The sequence below is a fragment of the Polyangium mundeleinium genome (genome assembly GCF_028369105.1).
Classification (GTDB): Bacteria; Myxococcota_A; Polyangia; order Polyangiales; family Polyangiaceae; genus Polyangium; species Polyangium mundeleinium.
On the sequence record NZ_JAQNDO010000001.1, the window covers coordinates 12,922,400 to 12,947,390 of the forward strand.

A 24,991-nucleotide genomic window follows, 5' to 3' on the forward strand; every position below is an offset into this window, starting at 1 on the left:
ACCCCCGAGCGTGTGGTCGCTTCGGCGACTTGGCAAGGGCCTTGCTTGGATGGGATCCAGCCTTAGTTTCGGTCGTGCCATGCGGATCGATAGAATGACGACCAAGGCCCAGGAAGCGGTTCGCACCGCCGTCGACCTCGCGAGCCGTCGCGGAAACCCGGAGCTCTATCCGGAGCACCTTTTGCGAGCGATCATCGCTCAGGAGGATGGGATCGGGGCGCCGCTCCTGGAAAAGGCAGGCGTCGACCCGGGGCGTGTTTTGCAGGCCCTCGACGCCAAGATCGATAGTTACCCCCGCGTCAGCGGCGGCGCCGAGCCGAGCTTGTCGCGGCGCTCGCTCGGCCTGCTCCAGCGCGCCGAAGACGAGATGAAGAGCCTCAAGGACGACTTCATCTCCACCGAGCACCTCCTGCTCGCCGCGCTGAAGAGCGACAAGGACACGTCGCAGCTCCTCGAGCGCGCGGGGCTGAACCACGACAAACTGCTCGCGGCGCTCACGCAGGTGCGCGGCAATCAGCGCGTCACCGATCGAGACCCCGAGGGCAAGTTCCAGGCGCTCGACAAGTACACGCGGGACCTCACGGACCTCGCGCGGCGCGGGAAGATGGACCCGGTGATCGGCCGCGACGAGGAGATTCGCCGCACCATCCAGGTGCTCTCGCGCCGCTCGAAGAACAACCCCGTGCTCATCGGCGAGCCGGGCGTCGGCAAGACGGCGATCGTCGAGGGCATCGCGCAGCGCATCGTGGCCGGCGACGTGCCCGAGTCGCTGAAAGACAAGAGGCTCGCGGCGCTCGACCTCGCCGCGATGGTCGCGGGCTCGAAGTTCCGCGGCGAGTTCGAGGACCGCCTGAAGGCCGTCCTGAAGGAGATCGAGGGCGCGCAGGGCCGGATCATCCTGTTCATCGACGAGCTGCACACGCTCGTCGGCGCCGGCGCGGCCGAGGGCGCGATGGATGCGGCGAACATGCTCAAGCCTGCGCTCGCGCGCGGGGAGCTGCGCTGCATCGGCGCGACGACGCTCGACGAGTATCGAAAGCGAATCGAGAAGGACGCGGCGCTCGAGCGCAGGTTCCAGCCCGTCCTCGTGGGCGAGCCGAGCGTCGAGGATACGATCGCGATCCTGCGCGGGCTCAAGGAGCGGTACGAGATTCACCACGGCATCCGCATCCAGGACGCGGCGCTCGTGGCGGCGGCCGTGCTCTCGAACCGCTACATCACCGAGCGATTCCTGCCGGACAAGGCGATCGACCTCGTCGACGAGGCCGCGAGCCGCATCCGCATGGAAATCGAGAGCCTGCCGACGCCGATCGACAACGTCGAGCGGCAGCTCGTCAAGCTCGGCATGGAGGAGCAAGCGCTCCAGCGCGAGCCGGACAAGGCGAGCAAGGCGCGGCTCGAAGACCTCAAGCGCGAGATCGCCGAGCTCCAGTCCAAACGCGACGCGATGCGGGCGCAATGGATGCGCGAGAAGGAGCTGCTCACCGACATCAAGAAGACGAAGGAGACGATCGAACAGCTCCGCCTCGACGAGGAGCGCGAGAAGCGCCGCGGCGACCTCGGCAAGGCGGCCGAGATTCATTACGGCAAGATCCCCGAGGTCGAGAAGAAGCTCGAAGGGCTGCGCGAATCGCTCACCAAGCTCCAGGAGAAGGGCAGTTATCTCAAGGAGGAGGTCACCGACGAGGACATCGCGACCATCGTGTCGAAATGGACCGGCATTCCGGTCTCGAAGATGCTCGAGAGCGAGATGCAGAAGCTCCTCCGCCTCGAAGACGAGCTGCGCAAGCGCGTCGTAGGGCAGGACCACGCGCTCGTGTCGGTGGCGAACGCCATCCGGCGCTCGCGCGCGGGGCTCGGCGAGGAGAAGCGGCCGATCGGATCGTTCATGTTCCTCGGGCCGACGGGCGTCGGCAAAACGGAGCTCGCGCGGGCGCTCGCCGAGTTCCTCTTCGACGACGAGAAGGCGATGGTGCGCATCGACATGAGCGAGTACGGCGAGCGGCACACGGTCGCGCGGCTCATCGGCGCGCCGCCCGGATACGTCGGCTACGAAGAGGGCGGTCAGCTCACCGAGCCCGTGCGGCGAAGGCCGTACACGGTGGTGCTCTTCGACGAGATCGAGAAGGCGCACCCGGACGTGTGGAACGTGCTCTTGCAGGTGCTCGACGACGGCCGATTGACCGATGGTCAGGGGCATACGGTCGACTTCAAGAACACGATCCTCATCCTGACCTCGAACATCGGCACGCCCGCGGCGATGGCGATCGAGGAGCGCGAGGGGCTCGACCCGCGGGACAAGGCCGAGCTCGTGCGGCGCGTGGTGCTCGAAGAGGTGCGCAAGAACTTCCGGCCGGAGTTCTTGAACCGGCTCGACGACATCATCGTGTTCCGCCGGCTCGAGCACAGCGAGATGGAGAAGATCGTCGACATCCAGCTCGCGCAGTTCGAGAAGCGCCTCGCGCGGCGCGGGATCACGATGACGGTCGCGCCCGCGGCGAAGTCGTTCCTCATCGAGCATGGCTGGGATCCGCAATACGGCGCGCGGCCGCTCAAGCGGGCCATCCAGCGCTACATCGAGGACGAGCTCGCCAAGCGGCTGCTCGGCGGCGAGTTCAAGCCGGGCGATACCATCGCGATTGGACGGTCGGGCGAGGGCCTGACCTTCTCGAAAGTGACGTACAACTAGAGAGCGAGTAGCTGACAGCGGCGGAGGTCTCGGCTAAATCCGGCCCCATGCTGGACCTCCGCCACGTCGTCGATCACATGGACGACGTCCGCGCCGCCTTGGCGCGGCGCTCGCCCGCGGCTGCGGCCGCCCTCGCCCCCATCGCCGAGCTCGGCCAGAAACGGCGCGAGCTCATCGCGCTCTCCGAGTCCAAGGCTGCCGCGCGCAACCAGGCCAACGAGAAGATGGCCAAGGCGGACAAGAAGTCCGCCGAGTTCACCGAGCAACGCGAGGCCCTGAAGCGCCTGTCCACGGAGATCAAGGACGCGGAGCAGGCGCTGAAGGACGTCGAGGCGAAGATCCAGGAGCAGCTCGCCCTCGTCCCGAACCTGCCCGACCCGTCGGTCCCCGACGCAAGGACGAGAACGACAACGTCGTCGTCCGGACCTGGGGCGACAAGCCGTCGTACACGTTCACGCCGAAGTCGCACTGGGACATCGGCGAGGGCCTCGGCGTCCTCGACTTCGCGCGCGGCGCCAAGCTCTCGGGCTCGCGCTTCACCGTGCTCTGGGGCGCGGCGGCGCGGCTCGAACGCGCGCTCATCAACTTCATGCTCGACCTGCACACGCGCGAGCAGGGGTATACCGAGGTCCTCCCGCCCTTCCTCGTGAAGGACTCGGCGCTTTTCGGCACGGGGCAGCTCCCCAAGTTCGCCGACGACCTCTTCAAGACGCACAAGAGCGACCCCGAGCGCGCGTACGACCTTTATTTGATCCCGACGGCGGAGGTGCCGGTGACGAACCTCCACGCCGACGAGATCCTCGAAGCGGACAAACTGCCGCTCGCCTACACCGCGTACACGCCCTGCTTCCGCGCCGAGGCCGGCAGCCATGGCAAGGACGTGCGTGGGCTCATCCGGCAGCACCAGTTCGACAAGGTCGAGCTCGTGCGCTTCTCGACGCCCGAGACCTCGCCCGAGAACCACGAGACCCTCACGCGGCACGCCGAGGAGGTCCTCAAGCGGCTGAAGCTCCATTACCGCGTGTCGCTCCTCTGCGCGGGCGACATGGGCGGGTCTTCGCAAAAGACGTACGACCTCGAAGTATGGCTCCCCGGGCAGGGCCTCTATCGCGAGATTTCGAGCTGCTCGAACTTCGGCGACTACCAGGCGCGGCGCGCGGCGATCCGCTACCGGCCCGAGCCCAAGGCGAAGCCGCGGCTCTTGCACACGCAGAACGGCTCCGCGCTCGCGGTCGGCCGGACGGTGATCGCGATCCTGGAGCAGTATCAGCAGGCCGACGGCACCGTGGTCGTGCCCGAGGTGCTGCGGCCGTTCATGGGGTGCGAGGTCATCAAGGGGGTCTGAGCGCCCCGCTCCGCGCAAAACTTGGCCGACTTCCCGAGAACCCTGTAGGAGCCCCCTAGTCACGCCGAGCGTCCGTCTCGCGCCCCACATCGCGGGGCTTGCGGGCGCCAGCGTTTGCTCGAGAAGGGGCGTCTCATGCAGGCGTCGTGTGCGTCGTCGTCCATCGAAAGCAGGAGCCCGGAAGACACCATCCCGTCCGTCTTCCAGCCGCGCTCGTCCATGCTCCCGCCCCCCGCGGCGAACGAGGCCGAGACGCAGCCGGCGCCGTTCGCGCGCGAGAGCCACCCGACGATCCCCTATGAGCGCGCGAACCCCAAGTCCTGGTTCGCCAACCACAAGAAGCGCCGCAGGCTCGCGCGGCTCGACCTCGACGAGGAGAGCACCGAGAACGGCCGGCCCATGCCCGAGTGGTGCGTGGAGCACGGCGCCGGCCTGCGGGCCATGACCACGTTCGAGCTCTGGATGGCCCTCGCCAGGGGCGAGATCGAGGCCGAAACCTCGGTCTGGCGCGACGGGATGGAGGGCTGGACCCAAATCGCGCAGATCCCCGAGCTCGCGTATGCGCTCGCCGATTCGGTCTCGTTCGACCCGCTCCTCGTGACGCCCGCGCGTCTGCCGGACGTCGCGCTCACGTCGGCGCGGGGTGAGGCGAAGACGCCTTTGACCTTCAGCGGGGCCGTCGCGCAGACGGGGGACCCACCGCATGTACGGTCTCTGGAGGGGGACGAGACCCGCTCGGAGCCCATCTCGCTCCCTGTCCGGGCGTGGCCCTTCGGTCGCAAGGGTGGGTCCCGACGGTCTCTGGCAGGGCAAGGAGGGTTCTCCTTCGTGCTCGGGTGTGTCGTGGCGGTGACGGCCGTGGGTATTGCGCTCGTGCATCGAGGCATCGCGCCGGTGGTCCTGTCCGGGCAAGCTCCGGGTACGGACCCTCCCGCGCTCGTGGCCGGAGCCTCCGAGCTCGTGTCGAAGGTGGGGCAGAGGACGGCCGCGACCGTGCGGCAGACAGAGGCGACCCCCGTGGCGCCCCCTCCGCCCTCGGCGCGCCACCATACCGACCCTGGTCAGAAACGATCACGACGGGGCGCGCGACGGTAGCGACCCTCTCTCGGGACCGTCGCGACCCTCCCCGGAGAGGGTAACGACCCTCCCAGCGACGGGAACGACCCTCCCTGGAGACGCTAACGACCACCTTCGCGGCGCGTGCGAAGCGCAAAGAGTCGCGCTATCGTCCCGCCCCTCTGGCGCTCCGGTCACTTCCGGGGCCTCACTCCGGCGTCGTCTAAGGGCAGGACGGGGGACTTTGAATCCCCTAATCATGGTTCGAATCCATGCGCCGGAACCAGCCCGCGGGGGGCACGCAGGCGGGCCGCCGGGCTCGTCCGGTCCGCGGAAGACGACGGGTACGCGAGACAGACTCTAGCGCTGCGCGTACGAGGGCGTTTACGGTAGCTGCCAAGGGAGCAGCCTGGCGTGACGAGCGACGACGAGACCGAGGAGGCCAGGTTCGTCGCGCGTCTCGTGGCGCGTGACGAGTCGGCCTTCAACGAGCTCGTCGTCGCGTACGAGCGGCGCGTGTTCGCGCTCGTGTTCCGGATGATCGGGCGACGCGAGGAAGCCGAGGACCTCGCGCAAGAGGTCTTCGTCCAGGTCTTCAAGGCGATCGATCAGTTCCGCGGAGAGTCGAAGCTCTCCACGTGGATCTTCCGGATCGCCGTGAACCTCTGCAAGAACAAGGCGAAGTACCTGTCGCGGCGCCGCGTGGGCGAGCAGGAGGACGTCCACGAGATCGCCGATCGCGTGGACGGCGACGCGGGCAAGGGCGTCACGGTGAGCGGGGCGATCAACCGCCCGGACGAGATTCTGGAGGGCATGCAGCTCGAGCGCATCGTGAAGCGCGCGATCGAGCAGGTCGACGCGGACTTCCGCGAGGTCTTGATCCTGCGCGACGTGGAGGACATGTCCTACGACGAGATCGCGGAGGTGACGGGCTTGCCGGAAGGCACGGTGAAGAGCCGCATTTTCCGCGCCCGCACGCAGCTTCGGGGCCTGGTCGAGAAGGCGCTCGGCGACAAGCTGAGGAGCGAGAAGAAGGCATGAGCGGCGACGCGAAGCGAAAGCCAGAGGCGGGCGCGCCGGCCGACGATCGGGACGAGGATCAGCTCGGCGCGGAGGGCGACGTCAGCGACGAGGAGGCCGAGCGCCTCGCGGCCGAAGCAGAGCGCTGGCTCGAAGCCGAAGAGAAGGCCGAGGCGAAGGACGAGGCGGCAGCGGCGAACGAGAAGCGCGACGCGAAGAAGCGCGACGAGGACGAGGACGAAGCGCCGCTCGACGAGGTCGAGGTGCGCGAGCTCTTGCGACGCGCGCTGCGTCCGCCGCCGGGCGCGGTGGCGCCGAGCCTGCTCGGAGGCGTGCAGAAGAAGCTGCGCACGCGCTCGCGAGGAAAATTCTACGGCGATGGATGGAGCACGTCGCGCTCGCCGCGCTCGACGTACCTCGTGACCAGCGTGCTCATGCTGGTGCTCGTCGCGTTCGTGTTTTTGGTGCTCGTTCCGTGGGGCGGCGGCGCGTTGCCTTGAGGATCCTGTAATCTGACAAGCCCTGCAGAGGAGCTTGTCATGTCCAAGGACGACGACGTTCGCATCAACGAGACCATGAAGCAGATCATGGTGCTCTTTCCTGCGGAGGGGCGTGGGCTGAAGGATGCGATCCAGAACGCGCTGATGACGCAGTTCGCAACCGGACCTGCGCGCACGAGCCTCAGCAAGGCGTTGTCGATCGGAGGGCTTCACATCGGCGGCACGCAGCGCCGGCACGTCGAGCGCATCTACCTGCTCGCGGAGCGCGTCCTCGGGAAGAGGACGGACGTGCAGATGGCCACGTGCAAGCAGATCGCCGACTCGCTGACGGAAGTGCAGCTCCGAGGCCTCGTCGTCGGTTTGGCCCAGACCGTCGCCGCCACACCGCCGGGCGGTACGGTCCAGATCGCCGAGTCGTTCAACTACGGCCCCGCGGACGCGGCGCGGCGCGCGGAGGCGGCCGTCACGAAGGCCAAGCGGATCCTCGGCGACATGTACCAGGGCATCAACGCGGCGAAGGCCGACGCCAAGGAGCGCGCGCGCTACGAGAAGTGGTTTGGCCCGATGGAAACGACGCGCTACGACGCGGTACGAAGGAACGTCGAGGCGATGTTCCGTGATGTCACGACGCGCCCGCTCAAGCTGTATTACCGAGGCGCGGGCGTCAGCAACAAGCTGGACGATCAGCCGGGCTCCAACTACCACAACATCCACGTCAAGCTGCGCGAGGACCCGAACAACTACGGCTGTTTCATCCCCGGCTGGCCGAACGGCGGGGCCGAGCGCGACCGTACGCACATCCTCCTCGGTGGAGCGTTCTTCACGAGCTGCCAGGACATCTCCCACCCGACCGACGTGACGAAGATGAGCGGGGCCGGCGTGATCGTCCACGAGCTGTCGCACGCCGTGTGCGCCACGAACGACGAGAAAAACGCGAGCGGCCAGGTCCTCTACGGCCCGCGCAAGTGCCTCGCGGTCGCGGTCGATGCCCCGGCGAAGGCCGTGACGAACGCCGACACCTACCGGTTGTTCTCCGACGAGTACGACGGCGCTTCCGTCTGATCCGGCGTCGACACGCCCGCAGCAGGCAGGTGAATCAGAAACCGCGTGCCGCCGCCTTCGCGGCCGAGGCAGCGGATCGTCCCGCCGTGCGCCTCGACGATGTCGCGCGTGACCGCGAGGCCGAGGCCCGTGCCGCGTTGTTTCGTGGTGAAGAAGGGATCGAAGATCGACGCGCGTAGCTCCTCGGGCACGCCCGAGCCCGTGTCGTCGACCGCGAGATCGATGCCGCCGTCGTCGGCCTTGTGGATCGAGACGATGAGCTCGCCGCCCTTCGCCATGGCCTCGCGCGCGTTGCGCATGAGGTTGAGGAGCGCCTGGCGGAACTGCGACTCGTCGAGGCGCGCGTCGGGCAGATCGTCGTCGGCGTCGACACGGCTTGCCACGCCGCCGCGGTCGAGCTCGGGCCGCACGAAGGCCACGAGCTCGCGCGCGAGGTCCTCGACACGCTCGCGTTCGAGCCGCGGACGAGGCCTGCGCGAGATGCTGAGGTACTGCTCGGCGATGCGCGAGAGCCGCTCCACCTCGGCCTTGATGGCGACGACGAGCTGCGAGGCCTCCTTGTTGTCGGACGAGGCGACCTCCTCTTCGAGCAGCTCCAGGTTCAGCCCGATCGACGAGAGCGGATTGCGTATCTCGTGCGTCACGTGCGCGGCCATCTTGCCGATGGCGGCGAGGCGCTCGGCGTTCACGAGCTCGCTGCGGGCGCGCTGGATGGCGGCGACCATGCCCTCGAACGTCGTCGCGAGCTCGCCGATTTCGTCGTTCGTGGCCATGACCTCGCGTGGCGTGAGGTCGCCTCGCGCGACGGCCTTGGCACGCTCGGTGACGGCCGTGAGCGGCGCGAGCACGCGGCGCGCGTAGAGCGAGATGACGACGCCGACGAGGAGCGTGAGCACGAAGAGGCCGACGAGGAGCTGGATCGAGCGGGCCTCGCGCCGCTTCGCCTCGGCCGTGAGGCTCTCCATCCGCTCCTCGACGCGCAGCTTGATCGCGCGGAGGCGCTGCGCGCCCTCGGCCTCACGCTTGAGCAGCTCGTCGCGCGCCCGCTCCGCGGCCTCACGGTCGCTCACCGCGAGCGCCTGGAAGAGCTGCCCGAAGCGCTCGGGATCCGCGCCGAGGAGCTTTTCGATGGCCGCGGCCTCGCGGACGATCTCCTCCTGGAACTTCGCGACGGAGGGGTCTTCGTCGACGAGCCCTTTCTCCGCGGCTTCGCGCACGTGCGCGAACGTGAGCGGGCGCGTGCGGCGCGCGGTCTCGATCCACTCGCGCACGTCGCCGGGATTTTTCGCCGCGGTGATGTGGTTGAGCTGCGCGTTGAACACGTTCTGCGCGGCGAGCGCCTCGCCCACGCGGAGCAGGAGCGGCGCGTATCCGCTGCGCAGGAGCTCCGCGCCTTGGGACGTGTCGCGGAGCGCGCGGAAGCTCCAGGTCACGGTGAGCGCGAAGGCCGCGAGCACGAGCACGTAACTCGCGAGGAGCCTGCTCGAGACGGTCCGCCTGCGGCGAGGAGCTTTCGGGGTCGTCATGCGCGCGCGGGACTCAGGGAGCGAGCGCCCGCGCGAGCAGGCTGACGAGGTCCTCGGCCTCTTCGCCGCGGCTCCGGAAGCGCCGCAGGCTCGACGCGCACGCCGTCACGAGGAGGCCGCCGCCGCGCGCCTTGTGCTCGGCGATGCGCGCATCCGCGATGGCCTCGCTCGTCCGCGGCCGGGTCACGGGCAAGAGCCCGCCTGCGCCGCTGCACTCGCCGTGCTCGCGGTCGCGCTGGAACGTCGCGGGCTCCTTGCCGCTCATCTTCGCGAGCAGCGCGCGCGGCTCGTCGTACCGGCCGAGCCCACGCCCGAGCTGACACGGCGAATGCCACCGCACGGTCGTCTCGGCGAGCTCGGGCAGCACGCGCAGGCGGTCCTGCGCGGCGTGCGCGAGGTCGAGGAGCAGCTCGGGCTCGCGGGGCAGGGTGACGCCCACGCGCGCGTGCTCGACCCGCGTGGCGCGCGCGCAGCCCGGGTCCACGACGAGGAGGCGCGGGACCTCGGAGACCTCGGCGGCGAGGCGCTCGGCCGCCACACGGAAGCCTTCCCGGTCGCCCGCGTGGAGCGAGGGAAGGCCGCAGCAGCTTCGAATCGCGCGCACCGGGCCGCCGACGAGCTTCGCCGCGACCGCGAGCGCGTCCTTCGCCACGGCAGGGTTTTTGCGCGCGTAGGAGCAGCCGACGAGCACGCCAGCCGCGACGGGCCCGCGCGGAGGCGCCTCGGCCTCGATCGCATCGAGCGCCGCGGCCGTCTCGCCCGCGCGTTCTTGCGCCCGCGTCACGACGTCGAACGCACCTTTGGGCGCGGCGCCGCGTGCAAAAAAGTCCGCGCGCGACTCGACGAGCACCGTCGCGGGCTCGTTCCGGTGGTCGCACTTCTCGCGGCACGCGTGGCAGCCCGTGCAGGCCCACGCCGGCGCGGTGTGCTCTGCCTCGACCGGCACGTCGCCGCGGCCCACGAAGTACGCGAGGCTCATCTTGCCCCAGGGCGTCACCGTCTCGCTCGCCTCCGCGTTCGAGACGGGGCACGCAGCGCGGCAGAGCTTCGGGCAGTACACGCACGTCTCGAGCGCGCGTTTGTGCGTGGCGACGATGGGCAGACGGAGCACGTCCGGAGTGTCTTCCCCCAGGACGATGAGCGCAAGGGATCCGCAGTTTCTGCGGCTCTATCCGGTTCGTCCCGCCGGCTGACCGGGGTTGCTCGTGCGGCCGCTGCGTCGGCTCGGCGGCGCATCGTCGCCGGGCTGGCTCGCTCGTGACGTCTTGGTCGATCGGCTCGCGTCGGTCTCCTCGGCGGCCGGTGCTTGCGGCGAGCGCCCCGTCGTCGCGGCCGAGGCCGGCGTGGCGTTCGGCGGATGCACGAGCGGCAGCCCCGTCGCCTCGTCGGCACGCGCGCCCGCCGCCGGCGGAGCTTGCGGCGGCGCGGGAGGCGCGGCCGGGGCCGGGGGCGCGATCGTCGCCATCATCGGCGTCTCTTGCGGGATCCGGATCGTGAACGTCGTTCCGCGCTCGGACGACTCGACCTCGATGGCGCCCCCGTGCTCGTCGACGATCTTCTTCACGATGGCGAGGCCGAGGCCCGTGCCGCCGCGTTTTCCGCTCGTCACGAACGAGTGGAACAGCCGCTCGCGGATCTCGGGCGGGATGCCGCGCCCCGTGTCCGACACGCTCAGCACGAAGTCCGCGCCTTGCCGCAGCGCGCGCAGCACGACCTTGCCGCCGCCGTGCGGCTCCATCGCCTCGACCGCGTTCCGCACGAGGTTGTGCACGACGCGCGTCATCTTCGTCTCGTCGAAGCGCGCCGTGCCGCGGTCGTCGAGCTCCATCACGATCGTGACGCGGTTGCCCGCGAGGTCGAGCTGGAGCTGCTTCTCCAGGTCGCCGAAGAACTTCGTCAGGTAGACCTTGCGAACGAGGATGCTGCGCTCGCCGCGCGCAAACTCGAGCAGCTCACGCTGCATCGCGCTGATGGCGTCGAACTGCTTGAGGATGAGCCGCGCATGCTCGCCGCGCACCGAGGGCTCGCTCGCGGTCGCCATGAGCTGCACGTAGCCGCTGATCACGGTCAGCGGCGTGCGCATGTCATGCATGACGCCGGAGAGCAGGCGCCCGATCGCCGTGAGACGTTCGCTCTTCTCGCGCTCGGTGCGCGAGCGGAAGAGGCGCACCGCGGTCGACGCGTTCGCCGACACGAGCCGGAGCAGCGAGCGATCGTCCTGCGTGAAGCCAAGCGCGTTCTTCGCGTTGTAGAGGCCGAGCGCGCCGAGCGAGGTGTCCTCTTCGCCTTCGAGCGGCACGACGATCGCGCTCTCGATCTCCAGATCGAGCGAAGGATGCATGTGCGCGAACGCGGCCTCGGCGACCGGACCGACGGGAGGATCCTTCGGGCCGAGGTGGATCGACTCGTTGTGCGTCATGGCCCAGCCGAGCAGGCCTTCGCCGCGCTTGACGGGCAGGCGCTTCACGTCGACGTCGCGCACCGACACGCCGGGCGCCGACGCGTCGACGAAGTACAGGAACACGCCGGCCTCGCCCTCGTCGACGAGCAGGCCGCCGGCGCGCGCCTCGCACGCCTTCGAGGCCTCGGCGATGACGGCGCGGCTCAGCTCTTCGAGCGAGGAGGCCCCGCTCATCGCCGTTTCGAGCTCGAAGAGCAGCTTCAGATCGGCGACGCGGTGCTCGAGCTGCTCCTTCGTCTCGACGAGCTGCATGTTCTTCTGGATGACCGAGAGGAACAGGCGCGAGTTGTCGATGGAGATGGCCGCCTGCGTGGCGAGCGCCGAGAGCAGCTCCTCGTCGTGTTGCGAGAACTCGCCCTTGCCGCCGTGCTTGTTCAAGACCTGCACGACGCCGATCGTGCGGCCCACGTGGTTGCGCATGGGCGCGGCGAGGATCGAGCGCGTCCGGTAGCCCGTGAGATCGTCCCACGTGCGCTGGAAGCGTTTGTCCCTGTACGCGTCCTTCACGCGGGCGATCTTGCCGTGCTTGGCGACGTGCCCAGCGATGCCTTCGCCCACGGGCAGCTCGATCGAGCGCACCTCGCCGCCGAGGATCACCCGCGAGAGCAGCATCTTTCGTTGCTCGTCGAGCAGGTAGAGCGTGGCCCGGTCGGCTTCGAGCAGCTCCGTGATCTTGCCGAGGATGAGCTCGAGGAGCTGGTCGAGGTCGAGCGTGGAGCCGAGCGCGAGCCCCACGTCGCGTAGGGCGCGGACGGTCTTCTCCGAGCGTTCGAGGCTGGCCTCGAGTTCCTCGACTCGGGCCGTGAGCTCTCGCAGGCGGTCCGCCTTACCGGTCACCATACGACGCTAACACGCCTCCGGCCGCCGCTACAGCGCTCCCGTAAATTCGCGATGGATCGGGCGGTTTGCCCGGGGGACGGGCAGGGAAGGGGGGGAGGGGAGGGGGAGGGGCCTCGGTCGAGGAGGCCCCTCGGGCGCGGGATTACTGATTCATGGATTCGAGGAACTCCTGGTTCGTCTCGGTGCGGCTCACCTTGTCGAGCAGGAATTCCATCGAGTCGATGACGTTGAGCGGGTGCAGGAGTCCGCGGAGCAGCCACACGCGCTGGAGGATCCACTCGGGCAGGAGCAGTTCTTCCTTGCGTGTCGCGCTCTTGTTGATGTCGAGGCAGGGGAAGATCCGCTTCTCCATGAGCTTGCGGTCGAGGTGGATCTCGCTGTTGCCCGTGCCCTTGAACTCCTCGAAGATCACCTCGTCCATACGCGAGCCCGTGTCGACGAGCGCGGTGGCGATGATCGTGAGCGAGCCGCCCTCCTCGATGGAGCGGGCCGCGCCGAAGAAGCGCTTCGGCTTGTGGAGGGCGTTCGAGTCGACGCCGCCGGAGAGGATCTTGCCGCTCGGGGGGACGACGGTGTTGTAGGCGCGGGCGAGGCGCGTGATCGAGTCGAGCAGGATGACCACGTCGTGCTTCTGCTCGACGAGGCGCTTGGCCTTCTCGATGACCATCTCCGCGACCTGCACGTGACGCGTCGCCGGCTCATCGAAGGTCGAGCTGATCACCTCGCCCTTGATGTTGCGCTGCATGTCCGTGACCTCTTCGGGCCGCTCGTCGATGAGCAGCACGATGAGGGTCGTATCCGGGTGGTTCGTGCTGATCGCGTTGGCGATGTTCTGGAGCAGCACCGTCTTGCCCGCGCGGGGCGGCGAGACGATGAGACATCGCTGGCCCTTCCCGATCGGGCAGAGCATGTCGATGATGCGCGTCGAGAAGCCCTTCGTGCCGTTCTCGATGTTGAACTTCTGCTGCGGGTAGAGCGGCGTGAGGTTGTCGAAGAGGATCTTGTCGCGCGCGACCTCGGGCGAGACGCCGTTGATCTTGTCGACCTTGAGCAGGGCGAAGTACGCCTCGCGCTCCTTCGGGGGCCGGATCGGGCCGCTCACCGCGTCGCCCGTGCGCAGGTTGAAGCGCCGGATCTGCGACGGGGAGACGTAGATGTCGTCCGGACCCGGCAGGTAGTTGTAGTCGGGCGCCCGCAGGAAGCCGAAACCGTCGGGCAGGCACTCGAGCACGCCCTCGCCGTAGACAGGCTGGTCTTGCGCGGCCAAGGCCTGGAGGAGCGCGAAGATGAGCTCCTGCTTGCGCAGGCCCGCGGCTCCTTCGATGTTGAGGCCCTTGGCCATCTGCACCAGATCGGCCATCGATTTCTGCTTCAGTTCACGCAGGTGCATCGATCGAAAACTCCACGGAGGGGCGTCGGCCGGTCGACGGCGCGTTCCCCGAGGTCGGTAGGGTTGTAGGAAGGTCGAGCTTCGAGTCGGCCCTTGGGCCGGCTCTCGTGGATGCCCGCCCCTGGGAAGGGCGGGTTTTCGGACTGTGACGAGGCGTCCCCAGCGAAGGGGCGCGGCCGGGCGTGTGGCTCGGCGGGCGGGGACTCTATCAAGCGATGCTGCCCTGTCAATCGGCCGTGTCGCCTCACAGGTTCGCTCCTTCAGGGGCGGATCGTTCCAGCGTGGTGTCCGCGCCGCGGGCCGACGAGGTTGCCTCGGCCCTTGCGTGCGACTAGGAATCGAGCGGTCCGATGGGGCTGAAACAAGTGCATCTGCACGTGAAAGGTCGCGTTCAGGGCGTCTACTTCCGGGCCTCGACGCAGCGCGAAGCCAAGCGCCTCGGCCTCTGCGGCTGGGTCAAGAACCGCGCGGACGGAGGGGTCGAAATCCTCGCCGAAGGCGAAGAAGACGGCCTGAAAGAGCTCATCGCCTGGTCCCAGAAGGGACCGAGCGCGGCGCGCGTGGAGCACGTCGACGTTCGTTGGCGCGGATTTCAGGGCGATTTTTCGGACTTCCGCATCGTCGAGTGATCCGCCCTGGAAGGGCCGCGCGCTCGCCCGTCGTTCTCGGGGGCACCGTGAATCACGTCTCGAAGCTCGCTTCGTCGTTCGTTCTGGTCTCTGCGCTCGCGCTCGTGCCGCTGCACGTGCATGCCGCGGGCGAGATCACGCAACCGTCGTCTTCGGCCGCCGCCGCGCCGGCCGCGCCCGCGTCCCTGCCAGAGCTGCCCAAGCTCCAGCCGCTCGTGCTGCAAGAGCCCGACGCCGCCGCGCTGCAGGAGCTCGACCGCGTGCTCGAGCGTCTCACGACGGGCGACGCGCGGGCGAAGGAGACGGCACGTGTGGCCGTTGCGGAGGTCACGCCCTCGGTCGTGCCCGCGGTGCGCGCGCGCGTGCAGGAGCTCCGCGCCGGGCTCGACCGCAAGGAGGCGCAAGGCCTGCTCGACGACGCACGCAAAGCCGGCCGCAAGTCGCTGCGCGACAAGGAGAAGGCGGAGAAGGCGGGCAAGGAGAAGGACAAAGCCGGCAAAGACGAGAAGGCCAGCAAGGACGACAAGGCCGGCAAGGACGCGAAAGCCAGCAAGGACGCGAAGGCGCCCAAGAAAAGCAAGGACGACAAGGACGCGGAGGACGAGGGCGACTGGCTCGAGTTTGTCCTTGCCTCGCCCAAGCCGAAAAGCGACACCTGGCGGGATCTCGTCCGTCTGCTCGCGATGGAGCGCATGTTGACGGCAGCAGGCACGACGCCCGCGACGCGCGAGCTCCTGCAGATGTACTCGTACTTCGGCGAGTTCTTGCGCGTCGATCTGCAGCGGCAAATCGCAAAGCTGCGCGACCGTGCCGTCCCCGCGCTCATCGAGGGCCGTCAGCACGACGCCAAGATCGTCCAGCGTTTCGCGAGCAAGCAGCTCGATCTGCTCGGCCGCGCCATCCCCGGCGAGGCCGTCGGCGTGACCGATCCGCAGGTCCTCGCCGACATCCTGCGCGCCTACGGTCGCACGCGCGACGTCGACGCCGTCCGCGTGATCCTGTCGTTCAGCAACAGCGACCGGATCCAGCTCCGAGAGGCGGCGCGCGAGGCGATCTCGGCGATCGGTGAGCCGGGCATCTGGCAGCTCCGCGACGCCTACTTGAACCAGACGGGCAACAAGGCCCCACGCGAGTTCACCTGGGACCGCATCGCGCGCGAGCTCTTCGGCATGTACGACCGCGCGCGGCTCGCCGAGGTCTACAAGCTGATGGACGAGGGCGCCGCGCACGCGGCCGCGAGCCGCTGGGTCGAGGCGACGAGCGCGTTCGACAAGGTGCTCGCGCGTTCGCCCGTGTTCGAGCGTCGCAAGGAGATGGCGCCGGCGTACGTGGCGCACGCGAAGACGCTCGAAGAGAAGGAACCGGCGGCGGCGCTGGAGATGCTCCGCAAGGCGCTCCGGCTCGACCCGAAGGGCGAGGGCGCGCGCAAGGTCGAGGCGGAGATCGCGTACCTCGAAGGCGTGACGCTGATCGCGCGAGGCACGCCGGACAAGTTCCCCCTGACGAAGGCGATCGAGCTCGATCCGAGCAACGAGCGCGCAAAGCGGGCGCTCGCGTCGCTGGAGCAGGAGCGCATCGAGCCGCAAAAGAGCTCGCTTCATCGCTACGTGGCGGCGGGCGGCGTGGGGCTCTTCGCGCTGATCGCGATGATCTTCCTGGCGCGGCGCAAGCCCGACGCCGGTCGCGACGCAGAGGGGCCGCCAGCGGGAGGCAAGCCGCCTGGACCGTCTGGACCCCCTGGCCCGCCCGCGGCGGATGCGCCTGCGCCCGTCGCCGGCGCGGATTGAGTCGGCCGCGGAGCACGCGCGCTCCAGACAAACGAAAACACGGGCACCTTTCGGTGTCCGTGTTCGTGTTTCCCTTCCAAACCCGTGAACGGCGGCGATCGGTTCCCCGATCCGTCGTCCACGGGTCTTTCGTGGGAGCGCTTTACTCGTTCGACGCGGTCTCGCCAGAGCTCGCCGTCGAGGCGGACTCGGACGAAGCCGACGCGGCCGACGTAGGCTCGGCGGTCACCGCCGCAGCCGGCTCCTCGGGAGCCTGCTTGTCGGTCACCGGCACCGCATCGATGAACTCGATGTAGACCATCGGCGCATTGTCGCCGCGGCGATTGCCGAGCTTGATGATGCGCGTGTAACCACCGGGCCGGCCCTCGAAGCGCTTCGAGAGGTCGAGCATCACCTTCTCGACGACGTCGACCTTGGTGCCGTCAGCCTTCACGCCAAAGCGCGGTACGTAGGCCGCGACGAGGCGCTCGGCGTGAAGCCGGCGTGCCTTGTCGGCCGCCGACAGCTCGCTCTGCGCGGTATAGGCGACCTTGCCGAGGCGCATGGCCTTGCTGATGAGCCGCTCCGCGACGCGACGGAGCTCCTTGGCCTTCGCGTCCGTCGTCTCGATGCGCTCGTGGGTGATCAGGTTCGCCGTCAAGTTGCGCAGCATCGCGCGCCGGCTCGACGTGTCCCGACCAAACTGCCTCCCCGCCTTCTTATGACGCATATCGCACCCTCTAGGCTTGCGCCTGCTGCGCCTTCCAGCGCTCGAGCAGCTGCGGCCAGTTGTCGATCTTCATACCGAGCGAAAGCCCCATGTTCGCGAGGATCTCTTTGATCTCCTTCAGGGACTTCCGACCGAAGTTCTTGGTCTTGAGCATGTCCTGCTCGGTCCGCTGCACGAGCTCGCCGATCAGGGTGATGTTCGCGTTCTGGAGGCAGTTGGCGCTGCGCACGCTGAGCTCGAGCTCCTCGACCGAGCGGAAGAGGTTCTCGTTCAGCGGCTCCTCGTCGCCCGGCACCGTCTGGTAGCTCGTCTCCTCCGACTCCTCGAAGTTGACCCAGATCGAGAGCTGCTCCTTCAGGATCTTCGCAGCGAACGCGACCGCGTCCTGGGGCAGCACCGAACCGTTCGTCCAGACCTCGAGCGTCAGCTTGTCGTAATCGGTCACCTGACCGACGCGCGCGTTCTGGATCGTGTAGTTGACCTTGCGGATGGGCGAGAACAGCGCGTCGATGGGGATCGTCCCGATCGCCATCGTCGGCGTCTTGTTCCGCTCCGCGGGCACGTAGCCGCGGCCGACGTTCACCGTCAGCTCCATCGCGAGCGGGCCCTTCTTGTCGAGCACCGCGATGAGGTGGTCGGGGTTCAGGACGCTGAGCCCGTCGACGAGCTGGATGTCGCGCGCGTACACCGGCCCCGGGCCCTCTTTGTCGACGCGGACCGTGTAGGTGCGCGCGGCGGCCGCCTTGAAGACGACCTCCTTGAGGTTGAGGATGATGTCGCTGACGTCCTCGACGACGTCGGGCACCGTGGTGAACTCGTGCAGCGCCCCCTCGATGCGGACGGCGGTGATCGCCGCGCCCTGCAGCGACGAGAGGAGCACGCGGCGGAGCGAGTTGCCGATCGTGATCCCGAAGCCGCGCTCGAGAGGCTCGCAGGTGAACTTCGCGTAGAAGTTGTTCGACGACTCGGTGTCGATCGAGATGCCCTTCGGCCGGATCAAATCGCGCCAGTTTCGCGCGATCATCGTCATGCTTCCGCTGGTTTGCATCGTCATCAGCGTCCTCTTTCTTCGAGGGGTTCGCGCGGAGATCTCGCTGCCGTCACCGCACTCGGTGCGCGGAAGCCGTCTCCTGCCCGCGTCGCGCCGGTTGGCGCTTTTTTCCTGCAATCAAAAAGCGATCGGGGCCGCGCTCCATCGCACGCCCCCGATCAGCTTTCCGAAACGTTCACCGCAAAACCACCGACCTGCGAACGGAAATCAGCGCGAGTAGTACTCGACGACGAGCTGCTCGCGGATCTCCGGCTCGTTGAGGTCCTCGCGCACCGGGGTCGACTTGACCGCGCCCGAGAACGACCCACGGTCGGCATCGAGCCACGAGGCGATCGGGCGCTTGTCCGCGCCGGCCACAGCGGCCGCCACGAACTTGAACTTCTTCGCGCCTTCGGTGAGGTCCACGCGATCGCCCACCCGAACCACGAAGCTCGGGATGTCGAGGCGCTTGCCGTTCACCTTCACGTGACCGTGGCGCACGAGCTGGCGCGCCTCGGAGCGCGAAGCAGCGTAGCCGAGCCGGTGCACGACGTTGTCGAGGCGACGCTCAAGGAGCGCCAGCATCTCTTCACCCGTGCGGCCCTTGCGGCGGCTCGCCTCCTGGAAGTAACCGTGGAACTGGCTCTCGAGAACGCCATAGATGCGACGCACCTTTTGCTTCTCGCGGAGCCGGACGGCGTACTCGCTGAGCTTGATACGACCCTGACCATGCTGGCCGGGCGGGTAGGGGCGCCGCGTGTAGGCACACTTCTCCGAGTAGCAGCGCTCTCCCTTGAGGTAGAGCTTCATGCCTTCGCGGCGGCAGAGCTTGCAGACAGGACCAACGTAGCGAGCCATGTTCGTAACCTCGAGCGGACTCCCGCGCGCGCTGCCTCAGACCCGGCGCCGCTTGGGCGGCCGGCAACCATTGTGCGGAATGGGCGTGACGTCGCGGATCAACGTCACCTTGAAGCCGGCCGTCTGAAGCGCCCGGAGCGCGCTCTCGCGCCCGGCGCCAGGGCCCTTCACGAATACGGCCACCGACCGCATTCCGTGCTCCTGCGCCCGCCGCGCCGCCTCTTCGGCAGCGAGCTGCGCAGCGAAGGGCGTCGACTTGCGCGACCCCTTGAACCCGCGCGCACCGGCCGACGACCACGCAACGGCATTGCCGTTGATGTCCGTGATCGTCACGACCGTGTTGTTGAACGTCGACTGGATGTGCGCAATCCCAGCCGCGATGTTCTTCTTGACCTTCTTCTTCTGCTTGGCCTTGGTGGCCGCTGTCTTCGGACTCGCCATAGCGTCCTCTTCCTAACGTCCCGTCACGCCTTCGTCGCCGGGCGGCGCTGCAGCATGCCCTTACGCGGACCCTTGCGGGTACGCGCATTCGTGTGCGTGCGCTGGCCGTTCACCGGCAGACCGCGGCGATGCCGAAGACCGCGGTAGCAGCCGAGATCCATCAGCCGCTTGATGTTGAGCTGAACCTCACGACGGAGATCGCCCTCCACCTTGTACTCGGCGTCGAGGATCTCGCGGATCGTCCTGACCTCTGCGTCGCTCAGCTCCTCCACCCTCTTGTTCTCGGGGATCTTGGCTTTCGCGCAGATCTGCTTCGCGAGCGCACGGCCGATACCATAGAGGTACGGAAGCGCATACGCGAGATGCTTACGACGCGGGAGATCGACGCCAGCAATACGTGCCATGGTTGCTCCAGCTCAGCCCTGACGCTGCTTGTGGCGAGGGTTCTCGCAGATCACGCGCACGACGCCGCGACGGCGCACCACCTTGCACTTGTCGCAGATTTTCTTGACGCTCGGTCGCACCTTCATGTCGCGGCTCCGTTCCCTGTCCTCGCTCCGCTACTTGGGCTTCTTGGTCTACTTGTGACGATACGTGATCCGGCCACGCGTCGGGTCATAGGGCGAAACCTCAACCGTAACGCGATCGCCGGGCAAAATCTTGATGTAGTACTGACGCATCCGGCCGCTGATGGTCGCGAGCACCCCGAGACCATTGTCGGCCTTCACTCGAAACATCGCGTTCGGAAGAGCCTCCTGAACGACACCATCGAACTCGAGCTTGTCGCCCTTCGGTTCTTTCGCGGGTTTCGAGCTTTGGTTCGATCGCCTCATGACTCTTCCGACTGCGCTCGGCCAAGGGCCCCGAGCACCCTTGCCGTGACCTCCTCAGGTTTGCCGACACCGTCGACACGCCGGAGGAGACCTTTTGCTTCGTAGTAGGGCAAGAGCGCCGCCGTCATCGCCTCGTACGCATCGAGACGCTTTCCGACGGCCTCCTGCCGATCGTCCGCCCGATGCTCTAGCTCGGCATCCGGGGGCGGCGGATTATAAACGAGATGGTAGATCTGTCCAGACCTTTTGTCGGTCCGACGGTGGATCAAGCGCTCCTCCAGGAGAGATCGCGCCACATCCAGCTGCAAAACAGCATCGATCGTGAGGCTCCGACCCGCAAGCAGACGCTCGAGCGCCTCGGCCTGGGGCACCGTCCGTGGAAAACCGTCCAGCAAGAAACCCTTCTTGCAGTCCGCGTCGTCGATGCGCTTGTCGATGAGCTCGATCATCGCCTCATCCGGAACGAGGCCACCGGCGTCCATGATCGCGCGGTAACGAGGATCGAGCGTGCCGGCCGCCTTGGCCGCGCGAAGCATGTCCCCCGTCGAGATCTGCGGGATCCCAAACTTGCCGCAGAGCACCTTCGCCTGCGTGCCTTTGCCCGAACCGGGCGGACCAACCAAGATCGCGATCATCCGAAGATCCCCCTTCTCATCCCTCGGGGAGGCGCCGCGCACGAATGCGGCTCGCCCCAGGGCCGGTGAGCCCTTCGTAGCTGCGCGTGATGAGCTGCGCCTCGATCTGGTTGACCGTATCCAGCGCAACACCCACAACAATCATCAAGGACGTCCCGCCAAACGTGATCTGCACGCGTAGGAGGTCACCGACCACCGACGGCAAGACACACACAGCAGCGACGTACATCGCCCCGCCAAACGTGATGCGGTTCATCACGCCTTGGATGTAGTCCGCCGTCTGCTTGCCAGGGCGGATCCCGGGGATGTTCGCCTGCTGCTTCTTGAGGTTCTCCGCCACGTCGACCGGTTGAAACGTGACGCTCGTGTAGAAGTAGCAGAAGAACACGATCAAGAGCGCGTAGCCGGTGTTGAACACCCAGCCGCCGCCGCTGATGATCGATTGAAGCTTGTCCGCGCCCGGCACGTTCATGTTCGCCAGCGTCGCGGGGAACATGAGCAGCGAGGAGGCGAAGATCGGCGGGATCGTGCCCGCCGTGTTCACCTTGAGCGGCAGGTGCGCGTTCTGCGCGCCGTACACGCGCCGCCCCACCTGCCGACGCGAGTACACGATCGGGATCTGCCGGCGCCCGTTCTCGAAGAACGCGATCACCGCGATCGCCGCCACGACGAACGCACCCACCGCCGAGATCGTGAGCGGCTGGATGTTGCCCGCGTTCGTCGCGAGATAACTCCCCACCCAGCCCGGCACGCCCGTCACGATGCCCGCGAAGATCAGAAGCGAGATGCCGTTGCCGATCCCGCGCTCCGTGATCTGCTCGCCGATCCACATGAGGAACGCCGTTCCCGTGGTCAGCGTGATCATCGTCATGAGCTGAAAGCCGAGACCCGGGTGCGTGACGATGCCCGCGCCCGAGTCCGAGGCCGACCAGCCCTCGACGAGCTTGGCGCTGCCGTACGCCTGGAAGAGCGACAGCGCGACCGTGCCGTAGCGCGTGTACTGGTCGATCTTGCGGCGCCCCTGCTCTCCCTCTTTGCGCAGCTCGTCGATGGGCTTGTAGACCATGCCCATCAACTGGATGATGATCGATGCCGAGATGTACGGCATGATCCCGAGCGCAAAGAGGGAGAAGTTCTCCAGCGCGCCACCGGAGAACATGTTGAAGAAATTCAGCAGCCCGCCTGACTGCTTCGCCATGTACTTCGACATGGCGGCGCGGTCGACGCCGGGGACCGTGACGAAGACCCCGATGCGGTACACGGCCAGCATCACGAGGGTGAAGATCACCCTGCGCCGGAGCTCCGGGACCTTGTGGAAGTTCGCAATTCCCGCGAGTGTGGCCATGGTACGTCGGTGTGCTGCCTTGGGGGGGCTCGAGCCGAAAGGACGTTAGGCTTGCGCCGAAGCCTTGCCGGGCGCAAGCACGATCGCCTTGCCGCCCGCCGCCTCGATCTTGGCAATGGCGCTCTTCGAGAACCGGTGCGCCGTCACGGTGAGCTTCTTCGTGAGCTCGCCGTCGCCGAGCACCTTGATGAGGTCGTAACGACCCTGGAGTAGGCGCTTGCCCTCCAGCGCTTCCTGGTTCACGTCCGCGCCGGCCTCGAAGATCTCGAGGTCGCCGACGTTCACGTTCGCGACGATCGCCGCGAGCGGGTTCCGGAAGCCACGCTTCGGGAGGCGACGCTGAATCGGGGTCTGGCCGCCCTGGAAGTGCTTCTTGCCGATGTTGCCCGTCGACCGGGCTTTCTGGCCCTTCTGGCCACGGCCAGCGGTCTTGCCGAGGCCGGAGCCCACGCCGCGGCCGACGCGGGTCTCCTTCTTGTTGGCGCCTTCCGGGGCCTGAAGCTTCGAGAGGATGTCCATGCTGCTACGCCTTCTTACTTCGACGCCTGCGCGCCGTTGCCGTCGACTTCCTCGACCGAAACGAGGTGGAGCACCTTCTTGACCATGCCACGGAACGAGGGCGTGTTTTCCACGAGCACCTCATTGCCCGGCTTGCGGAGGCCGAGGCCCCGCAAAACCTTGCGCGTGTGCTCCGTTTGGTTCGTCAAGCTGCCCGTCTGCCGCACGCGGAGATGGCTCTTCACGGCGTACCTCCTTCACCCCCCTCACGCGGGTTGCGTGCCGGGGGCATCTGGCTCGCGCGACGACGGTTCGTCGCGCCGCCCGTCGCGCTGCCACCCTTGCGCTGCCAACCCACGTCGTCCGCCTGCATCGAGCGCCGGCCCGCGACCTGCTCCACGCTCTTCAGCGCCTTGAGCGCCGCCACCGTCGCGTGAACGACGTTGTGCGGGTTGCTCGTGCCGAGCGACTTCGAGAGAACGTCGTGGATGCCCGCGGACTCGACGACCGCGCGCACCGCGCCGCCCGCGATGACGCCCGTTCCAGGGCTCGCCGGCTTCAACAGCACCTTGCCCGCGCCGACATGCCCGAACGCGTCGTGCGGGATCGTCGCCCCGTCGAGCGGGATGCGGAAGATGTTCTTGCGGGCCTGGTCGTTGCCCTTCCGGATCGCCTCCGGAACCTCGTTGGCCTTGCCCAGGCCGACGCCCACATGTCCCGACTCGTCGCCCACAACAACGAGCGCCGAGAAGCTGAAGCGCCGCCCGCCCTTCACGACCTTGGCGACGCGGTTGATGTGGATCACCCGCTCCTTGAGCTTTTCTTCGTCGACCTGATCGAACGCCATACCGTGCCTTCTTCGTCGTCCGTGAAGTCTTCGCTATCGCCCGAGACGTTTTGCCCGAGGCCCTCGCGGGCCCGGCGCCTTCGGGGCTAGAACTCGAGCCCCGCCTCCCGCGCGGCTTGAGCGAGGGCGCTCACGCGCCCGTGATAGAGGTAGCCGTTCCGATCGAACACGACACGGTCGATCTTCTTCGACTTGCAGATCTTGGCGATGAGCGCCCCGACCTTCTTGGCCGCGTCGACCTTGTTGTCGTTGTCGAGCGTGCCCTTCAGGTCCTTCGACAGCGTCGACGCGTGCGCGACGGTCTGACCCGTCGTGTCGTCGATCACCTGCGCGTAGATGTGCTTCGCGCTGCGGAAGACGGTGAGGCGCGGGCGAGCGGGCGAGCCGTTCACCTTCTTGCGAATACGGAGCTTGCGGCGCTCCCGTCCGACGATCTTCATAGCCATGGTCGTAACCCCGTACCTGTAGGGGCGACACGAGGTCGCCCCGCTCGGTTACTTCTTGCCGCCCTTACCGCCAGCCTTGCCGGCCTTCTCGCGAACGCGCTCGCCACGATAACGAACGCCTTTGCCACCGTAGGGCTCCGGCGGGCGGAAGCCGCGGATCGTCGCAGCCGTCTGCCCGATGAGCTCCTTGTCGGCGCCCGTCAGAACGAGGACCGTGCCCTTCGAATCCGCCGGGATCGTCGCCGTGAGGCCCTTCGGCACGTTGAACACGACCGGGTGCGAATACCCGAGCGCGAACGTGAGCGTCGTGCCCTTCAGGTCGACACGGTAACCGGTGCCCTTCAGCTCGAGCACACGCTCGTAGCCGTCGGCCGCGCCCTTCACCATGCTGGCGAGCAGCGCCCGCACGAGCCCCTGCAGCCGCGAGCCATCACGCCCGGGGGCCGTCGAGGTTACGTGCAGCTTCGCGCCCTCGACCTTCACGTCGACCGTCGAAGGCAGCTCGCGAGCGAGCTGGCCCTTGGCGCCCTTGATCTCGACCTTGCGCCCCTGCATCGACACGGTGACGCCCTTGGGGACGTCCACCGGTCGCTTGCCGACGCGCGAGGTCTTGGAGGCCTCGCCATTTTGCGTCGTAGCCGTCTGCATCACCACACCTCGCAGATGAGCTCGCCTCCGAGCTTGTTTTTGCGGGCGTCGCGGTCGCTCATCAGGCCGTGCGAGGTGCTCAGGATCGAGATCCCGAGCCCGGAGAGCACGCGGGGGATGCGGTCGTGCTTGACGTACACGCGTCGCCCCGGACGGCTTACCCGACGGATTCCGTCGAGCGCGCTCGAGCGATCACGCCCGTACTTCAGCACGATCGTGAGCTTCGCAGGGTTGCCATCGCTCGGCCGCACGTCCGCGATGTACCCCTCGGACTTGAGGATCTCGGCAACGGCCTGCTTCATTTTGCTTGCAGGAACCTCGGTCCGATCGTGCCGCGCGAGGGCGGCGTTCCGGATCCGGGTCAGCATGTCGGCGACAGGATCGGTCATCATGGCA

26 protein-coding genes, 1 tRNA gene and 1 pseudogene are annotated in these 24,991 nt (G+C 67.7%); 9 read left to right on the forward strand and 19 right to left on the reverse strand.

Annotation, left to right across the window (positions count from 1 at the left end):
- The first annotated feature begins 94 nt into the window (after positions 1 to 94).
- The 7 genes and pseudogenes from clpB to POL67_RS51180 all read left to right on the forward strand — a co-directional run bounded on the left by clpB (position 95) and on the right by POL67_RS51180 (position 7,672).
- Complete coding sequence (gene clpB, locus POL67_RS51150; protein WP_276076186.1) at positions 95 to 2,689, forward strand: ATP-dependent chaperone ClpB; 2,595 nt, start codon at positions 95 to 97, stop codon at positions 2,687 to 2,689.
- Between the two features lie 47 nt (positions 2,690 to 2,736).
- A pseudogene (gene serS, locus POL67_RS51155) lies at positions 2,737 to 4,034 on the forward strand (serine--tRNA ligase).
- Positions 4,035 to 4,169: 135 nt separating this feature from the next.
- Positions 4,170 to 5,129, forward strand: a complete 960-nt coding sequence (locus POL67_RS51160; protein WP_271930084.1) for a DUF4339 domain-containing protein — start codon at positions 4,170 to 4,172, stop codon at positions 5,127 to 5,129.
- Between the two features lie 173 nt (positions 5,130 to 5,302).
- Positions 5,303 to 5,376: transfer RNA gene (locus POL67_RS51165), tRNA-Gln, on the forward strand.
- Positions 5,377 to 5,504: 128 nt separating this feature from the next.
- Positions 5,505 to 6,131 carry a sigma-70 family RNA polymerase sigma factor gene (locus POL67_RS51170; protein ID WP_271930086.1) on the forward strand — a complete coding sequence of 209 codons (627 nt, stop codon included), beginning with the start codon at positions 5,505 to 5,507 and terminating at the stop codon, positions 6,129 to 6,131.
- Positions 6,128 to 6,610 carry a hypothetical protein gene (locus POL67_RS51175; protein WP_271930088.1) on the forward strand — a complete coding sequence of 161 codons (483 nt, stop codon included), beginning with the start codon at positions 6,128 to 6,130 and terminating at the stop codon, positions 6,608 to 6,610. The genes POL67_RS51170 and POL67_RS51175 overlap by 4 nt, the downstream gene beginning before the upstream one ends.
- Before the next feature lie 39 nt (positions 6,611 to 6,649).
- On the forward strand, positions 6,650 to 7,672 hold the full coding sequence (locus POL67_RS51180; RefSeq protein WP_271930091.1) for a M35 family metallo-endopeptidase: 1,023 nt from the start codon (positions 6,650 to 6,652) through the stop codon (positions 7,670 to 7,672).
- Here the strand turns inward: POL67_RS51180 and POL67_RS51185 are convergent.
- The 4 genes from POL67_RS51185 to rho all read right to left on the reverse strand — a co-directional run bounded on the left by POL67_RS51185 (position 7,630) and on the right by rho (position 13,889).
- Positions 7,630 to 9,198: a sensor histidine kinase gene (locus tag POL67_RS51185; protein ID WP_271930094.1), complete on the reverse strand. Its 1,569-nt coding sequence runs from the start codon at positions 9,196 to 9,198 to the stop codon at positions 7,630 to 7,632. The two genes, POL67_RS51180 and POL67_RS51185, sit on opposite strands and share 43 nt — an antisense overlap.
- A 13-nt stretch (positions 9,199 to 9,211) precedes the next feature.
- Positions 9,212 to 10,309: a (Fe-S)-binding protein gene (locus POL67_RS51190; RefSeq protein WP_271930097.1), complete on the reverse strand. Its 1,098-nt coding sequence runs from the start codon at positions 10,307 to 10,309 to the stop codon at positions 9,212 to 9,214.
- A gap of 57 nt (positions 10,310 to 10,366) precedes the next feature.
- Positions 10,367 to 12,499, reverse strand: coding sequence for a GAF domain-containing protein (locus POL67_RS51195; protein WP_271930100.1), 2,133 nt, complete (start codon positions 12,497 to 12,499; stop codon positions 10,367 to 10,369).
- 142 nt (positions 12,500 to 12,641) lie between these two features.
- The gene (rho, locus tag POL67_RS51200) at positions 12,642 to 13,889 is read right to left on the reverse strand and encodes a transcription termination factor Rho (RefSeq protein ID WP_136935274.1); all 1,248 of its coding nucleotides are present in this window, start codon (positions 13,887 to 13,889) and stop codon (positions 12,642 to 12,644) included.
- Positions 13,890 to 14,239: 350 nt separating this feature from the next.
- Here rho and POL67_RS51205 point away from each other — a divergent pair, with 350 nt between their 5' ends.
- Both POL67_RS51205 and POL67_RS51210 read left to right on the forward strand, forming a co-directional pair.
- Positions 14,240 to 14,518 (forward strand): acylphosphatase, encoded by a 279-nt coding sequence (locus POL67_RS51205; RefSeq protein ID WP_271930106.1) that lies wholly within the window; start codon positions 14,240 to 14,242, stop codon positions 14,516 to 14,518.
- 47 nt (positions 14,519 to 14,565) lie between these two features.
- Positions 14,566 to 16,305: a tetratricopeptide repeat protein gene (locus POL67_RS51210; RefSeq protein WP_271930109.1), complete on the forward strand. Its 1,740-nt coding sequence runs from the start codon at positions 14,566 to 14,568 to the stop codon at positions 16,303 to 16,305.
- Between the two features lie 142 nt (positions 16,306 to 16,447).
- On the opposite strand, the gene rplQ is transcribed toward POL67_RS51210, so the two are convergent.
- The 15 genes from rplQ to rpsH form a co-directional block, all read right to left on the reverse strand.
- Positions 16,448 to 17,014 carry a 50S ribosomal protein L17 gene (gene rplQ, locus POL67_RS51215; RefSeq protein ID WP_271930111.1) on the reverse strand — a complete coding sequence of 189 codons (567 nt, stop codon included), beginning with the start codon at positions 17,012 to 17,014 and terminating at the stop codon, positions 16,448 to 16,450.
- A gap of 10 nt (positions 17,015 to 17,024) precedes the next feature.
- A complete protein-coding gene (locus POL67_RS51220) occupies positions 17,025 to 18,062 on the reverse strand; it encodes a DNA-directed RNA polymerase subunit alpha (RefSeq protein ID WP_373372440.1) in 1,038 nt (345 codons plus the stop codon).
- A gap of 210 nt (positions 18,063 to 18,272) precedes the next feature.
- A complete protein-coding gene (gene rpsD, locus POL67_RS51225; RefSeq protein WP_271930114.1) occupies positions 18,273 to 18,902 on the reverse strand; it encodes a 30S ribosomal protein S4 in 630 nt (209 codons plus the stop codon).
- 36 nt (positions 18,903 to 18,938) lie between these two features.
- The gene (gene rpsK / locus POL67_RS51230; RefSeq protein ID WP_136935268.1) at positions 18,939 to 19,343 is read right to left on the reverse strand and encodes a 30S ribosomal protein S11; all 405 of its coding nucleotides are present in this window, start codon (positions 19,341 to 19,343) and stop codon (positions 18,939 to 18,941) included.
- A 23-nt stretch (positions 19,344 to 19,366) separates the two neighbouring features.
- Positions 19,367 to 19,747: a 30S ribosomal protein S13 gene (rpsM, locus tag POL67_RS51235; RefSeq protein ID WP_136935267.1), complete on the reverse strand. Its 381-nt coding sequence runs from the start codon at positions 19,745 to 19,747 to the stop codon at positions 19,367 to 19,369.
- A gap of 12 nt (positions 19,748 to 19,759) precedes the next feature.
- The gene (gene rpmJ / locus POL67_RS51240; protein ID WP_136935266.1) at positions 19,760 to 19,873 is read right to left on the reverse strand and encodes a 50S ribosomal protein L36; all 114 of its coding nucleotides are present in this window, start codon (positions 19,871 to 19,873) and stop codon (positions 19,760 to 19,762) included.
- Positions 19,874 to 19,921: 48 nt separating this feature from the next.
- Positions 19,922 to 20,176, reverse strand: coding sequence for a translation initiation factor IF-1 (gene infA / locus POL67_RS51245; RefSeq protein ID WP_136921418.1), 255 nt, complete (start codon positions 20,174 to 20,176; stop codon positions 19,922 to 19,924).
- Positions 20,173 to 20,811 carry an adenylate kinase gene (locus tag POL67_RS51250; protein ID WP_271930121.1) on the reverse strand — a complete coding sequence of 213 codons (639 nt, stop codon included), beginning with the start codon at positions 20,809 to 20,811 and terminating at the stop codon, positions 20,173 to 20,175. Before POL67_RS51250 ends, infA begins: the two co-directional genes overlap by 4 nt.
- Before the next feature lie 16 nt (positions 20,812 to 20,827).
- Positions 20,828 to 22,156, reverse strand: a complete 1,329-nt coding sequence (secY, locus tag POL67_RS51255) for a preprotein translocase subunit SecY (protein WP_136935264.1) — start codon at positions 22,154 to 22,156, stop codon at positions 20,828 to 20,830.
- Positions 22,157 to 22,201: 45 nt separating this feature from the next.
- Positions 22,202 to 22,675: a 50S ribosomal protein L15 gene (gene rplO, locus POL67_RS51260; protein WP_271930126.1), complete on the reverse strand. Its 474-nt coding sequence runs from the start codon at positions 22,673 to 22,675 to the stop codon at positions 22,202 to 22,204.
- Positions 22,676 to 22,689: 14 nt separating this feature from the next.
- Entirely contained in the window at positions 22,690 to 22,899 is a 210-nt protein-coding gene (gene rpmD, locus POL67_RS51265; protein ID WP_373372392.1) for a 50S ribosomal protein L30, read from the reverse strand.
- Complete coding sequence (gene rpsE, locus POL67_RS51270) at positions 22,896 to 23,501, reverse strand: 30S ribosomal protein S5 (protein ID WP_308789588.1); 606 nt, start codon at positions 23,499 to 23,501, stop codon at positions 22,896 to 22,898. Before rpsE ends, rpmD begins: the two co-directional genes overlap by 4 nt.
- Before the next feature lie 86 nt (positions 23,502 to 23,587).
- Positions 23,588 to 23,947: a 50S ribosomal protein L18 gene (gene rplR, locus POL67_RS51275; RefSeq protein ID WP_136935260.1), complete on the reverse strand. Its 360-nt coding sequence runs from the start codon at positions 23,945 to 23,947 to the stop codon at positions 23,588 to 23,590.
- Positions 23,948 to 23,995: 48 nt separating this feature from the next.
- The gene (gene rplF, locus POL67_RS51280; protein WP_271930130.1) at positions 23,996 to 24,595 is read right to left on the reverse strand and encodes a 50S ribosomal protein L6; all 600 of its coding nucleotides are present in this window, start codon (positions 24,593 to 24,595) and stop codon (positions 23,996 to 23,998) included.
- Positions 24,595 to 24,987, reverse strand: a complete 393-nt coding sequence (rpsH, locus tag POL67_RS51285; protein WP_271930133.1) for a 30S ribosomal protein S8 — start codon at positions 24,985 to 24,987, stop codon at positions 24,595 to 24,597. The genes rplF and rpsH overlap by 1 nt, the downstream gene beginning before the upstream one ends.
- Between the last annotated feature and the right edge of the window lie 4 nt (positions 24,988 to 24,991).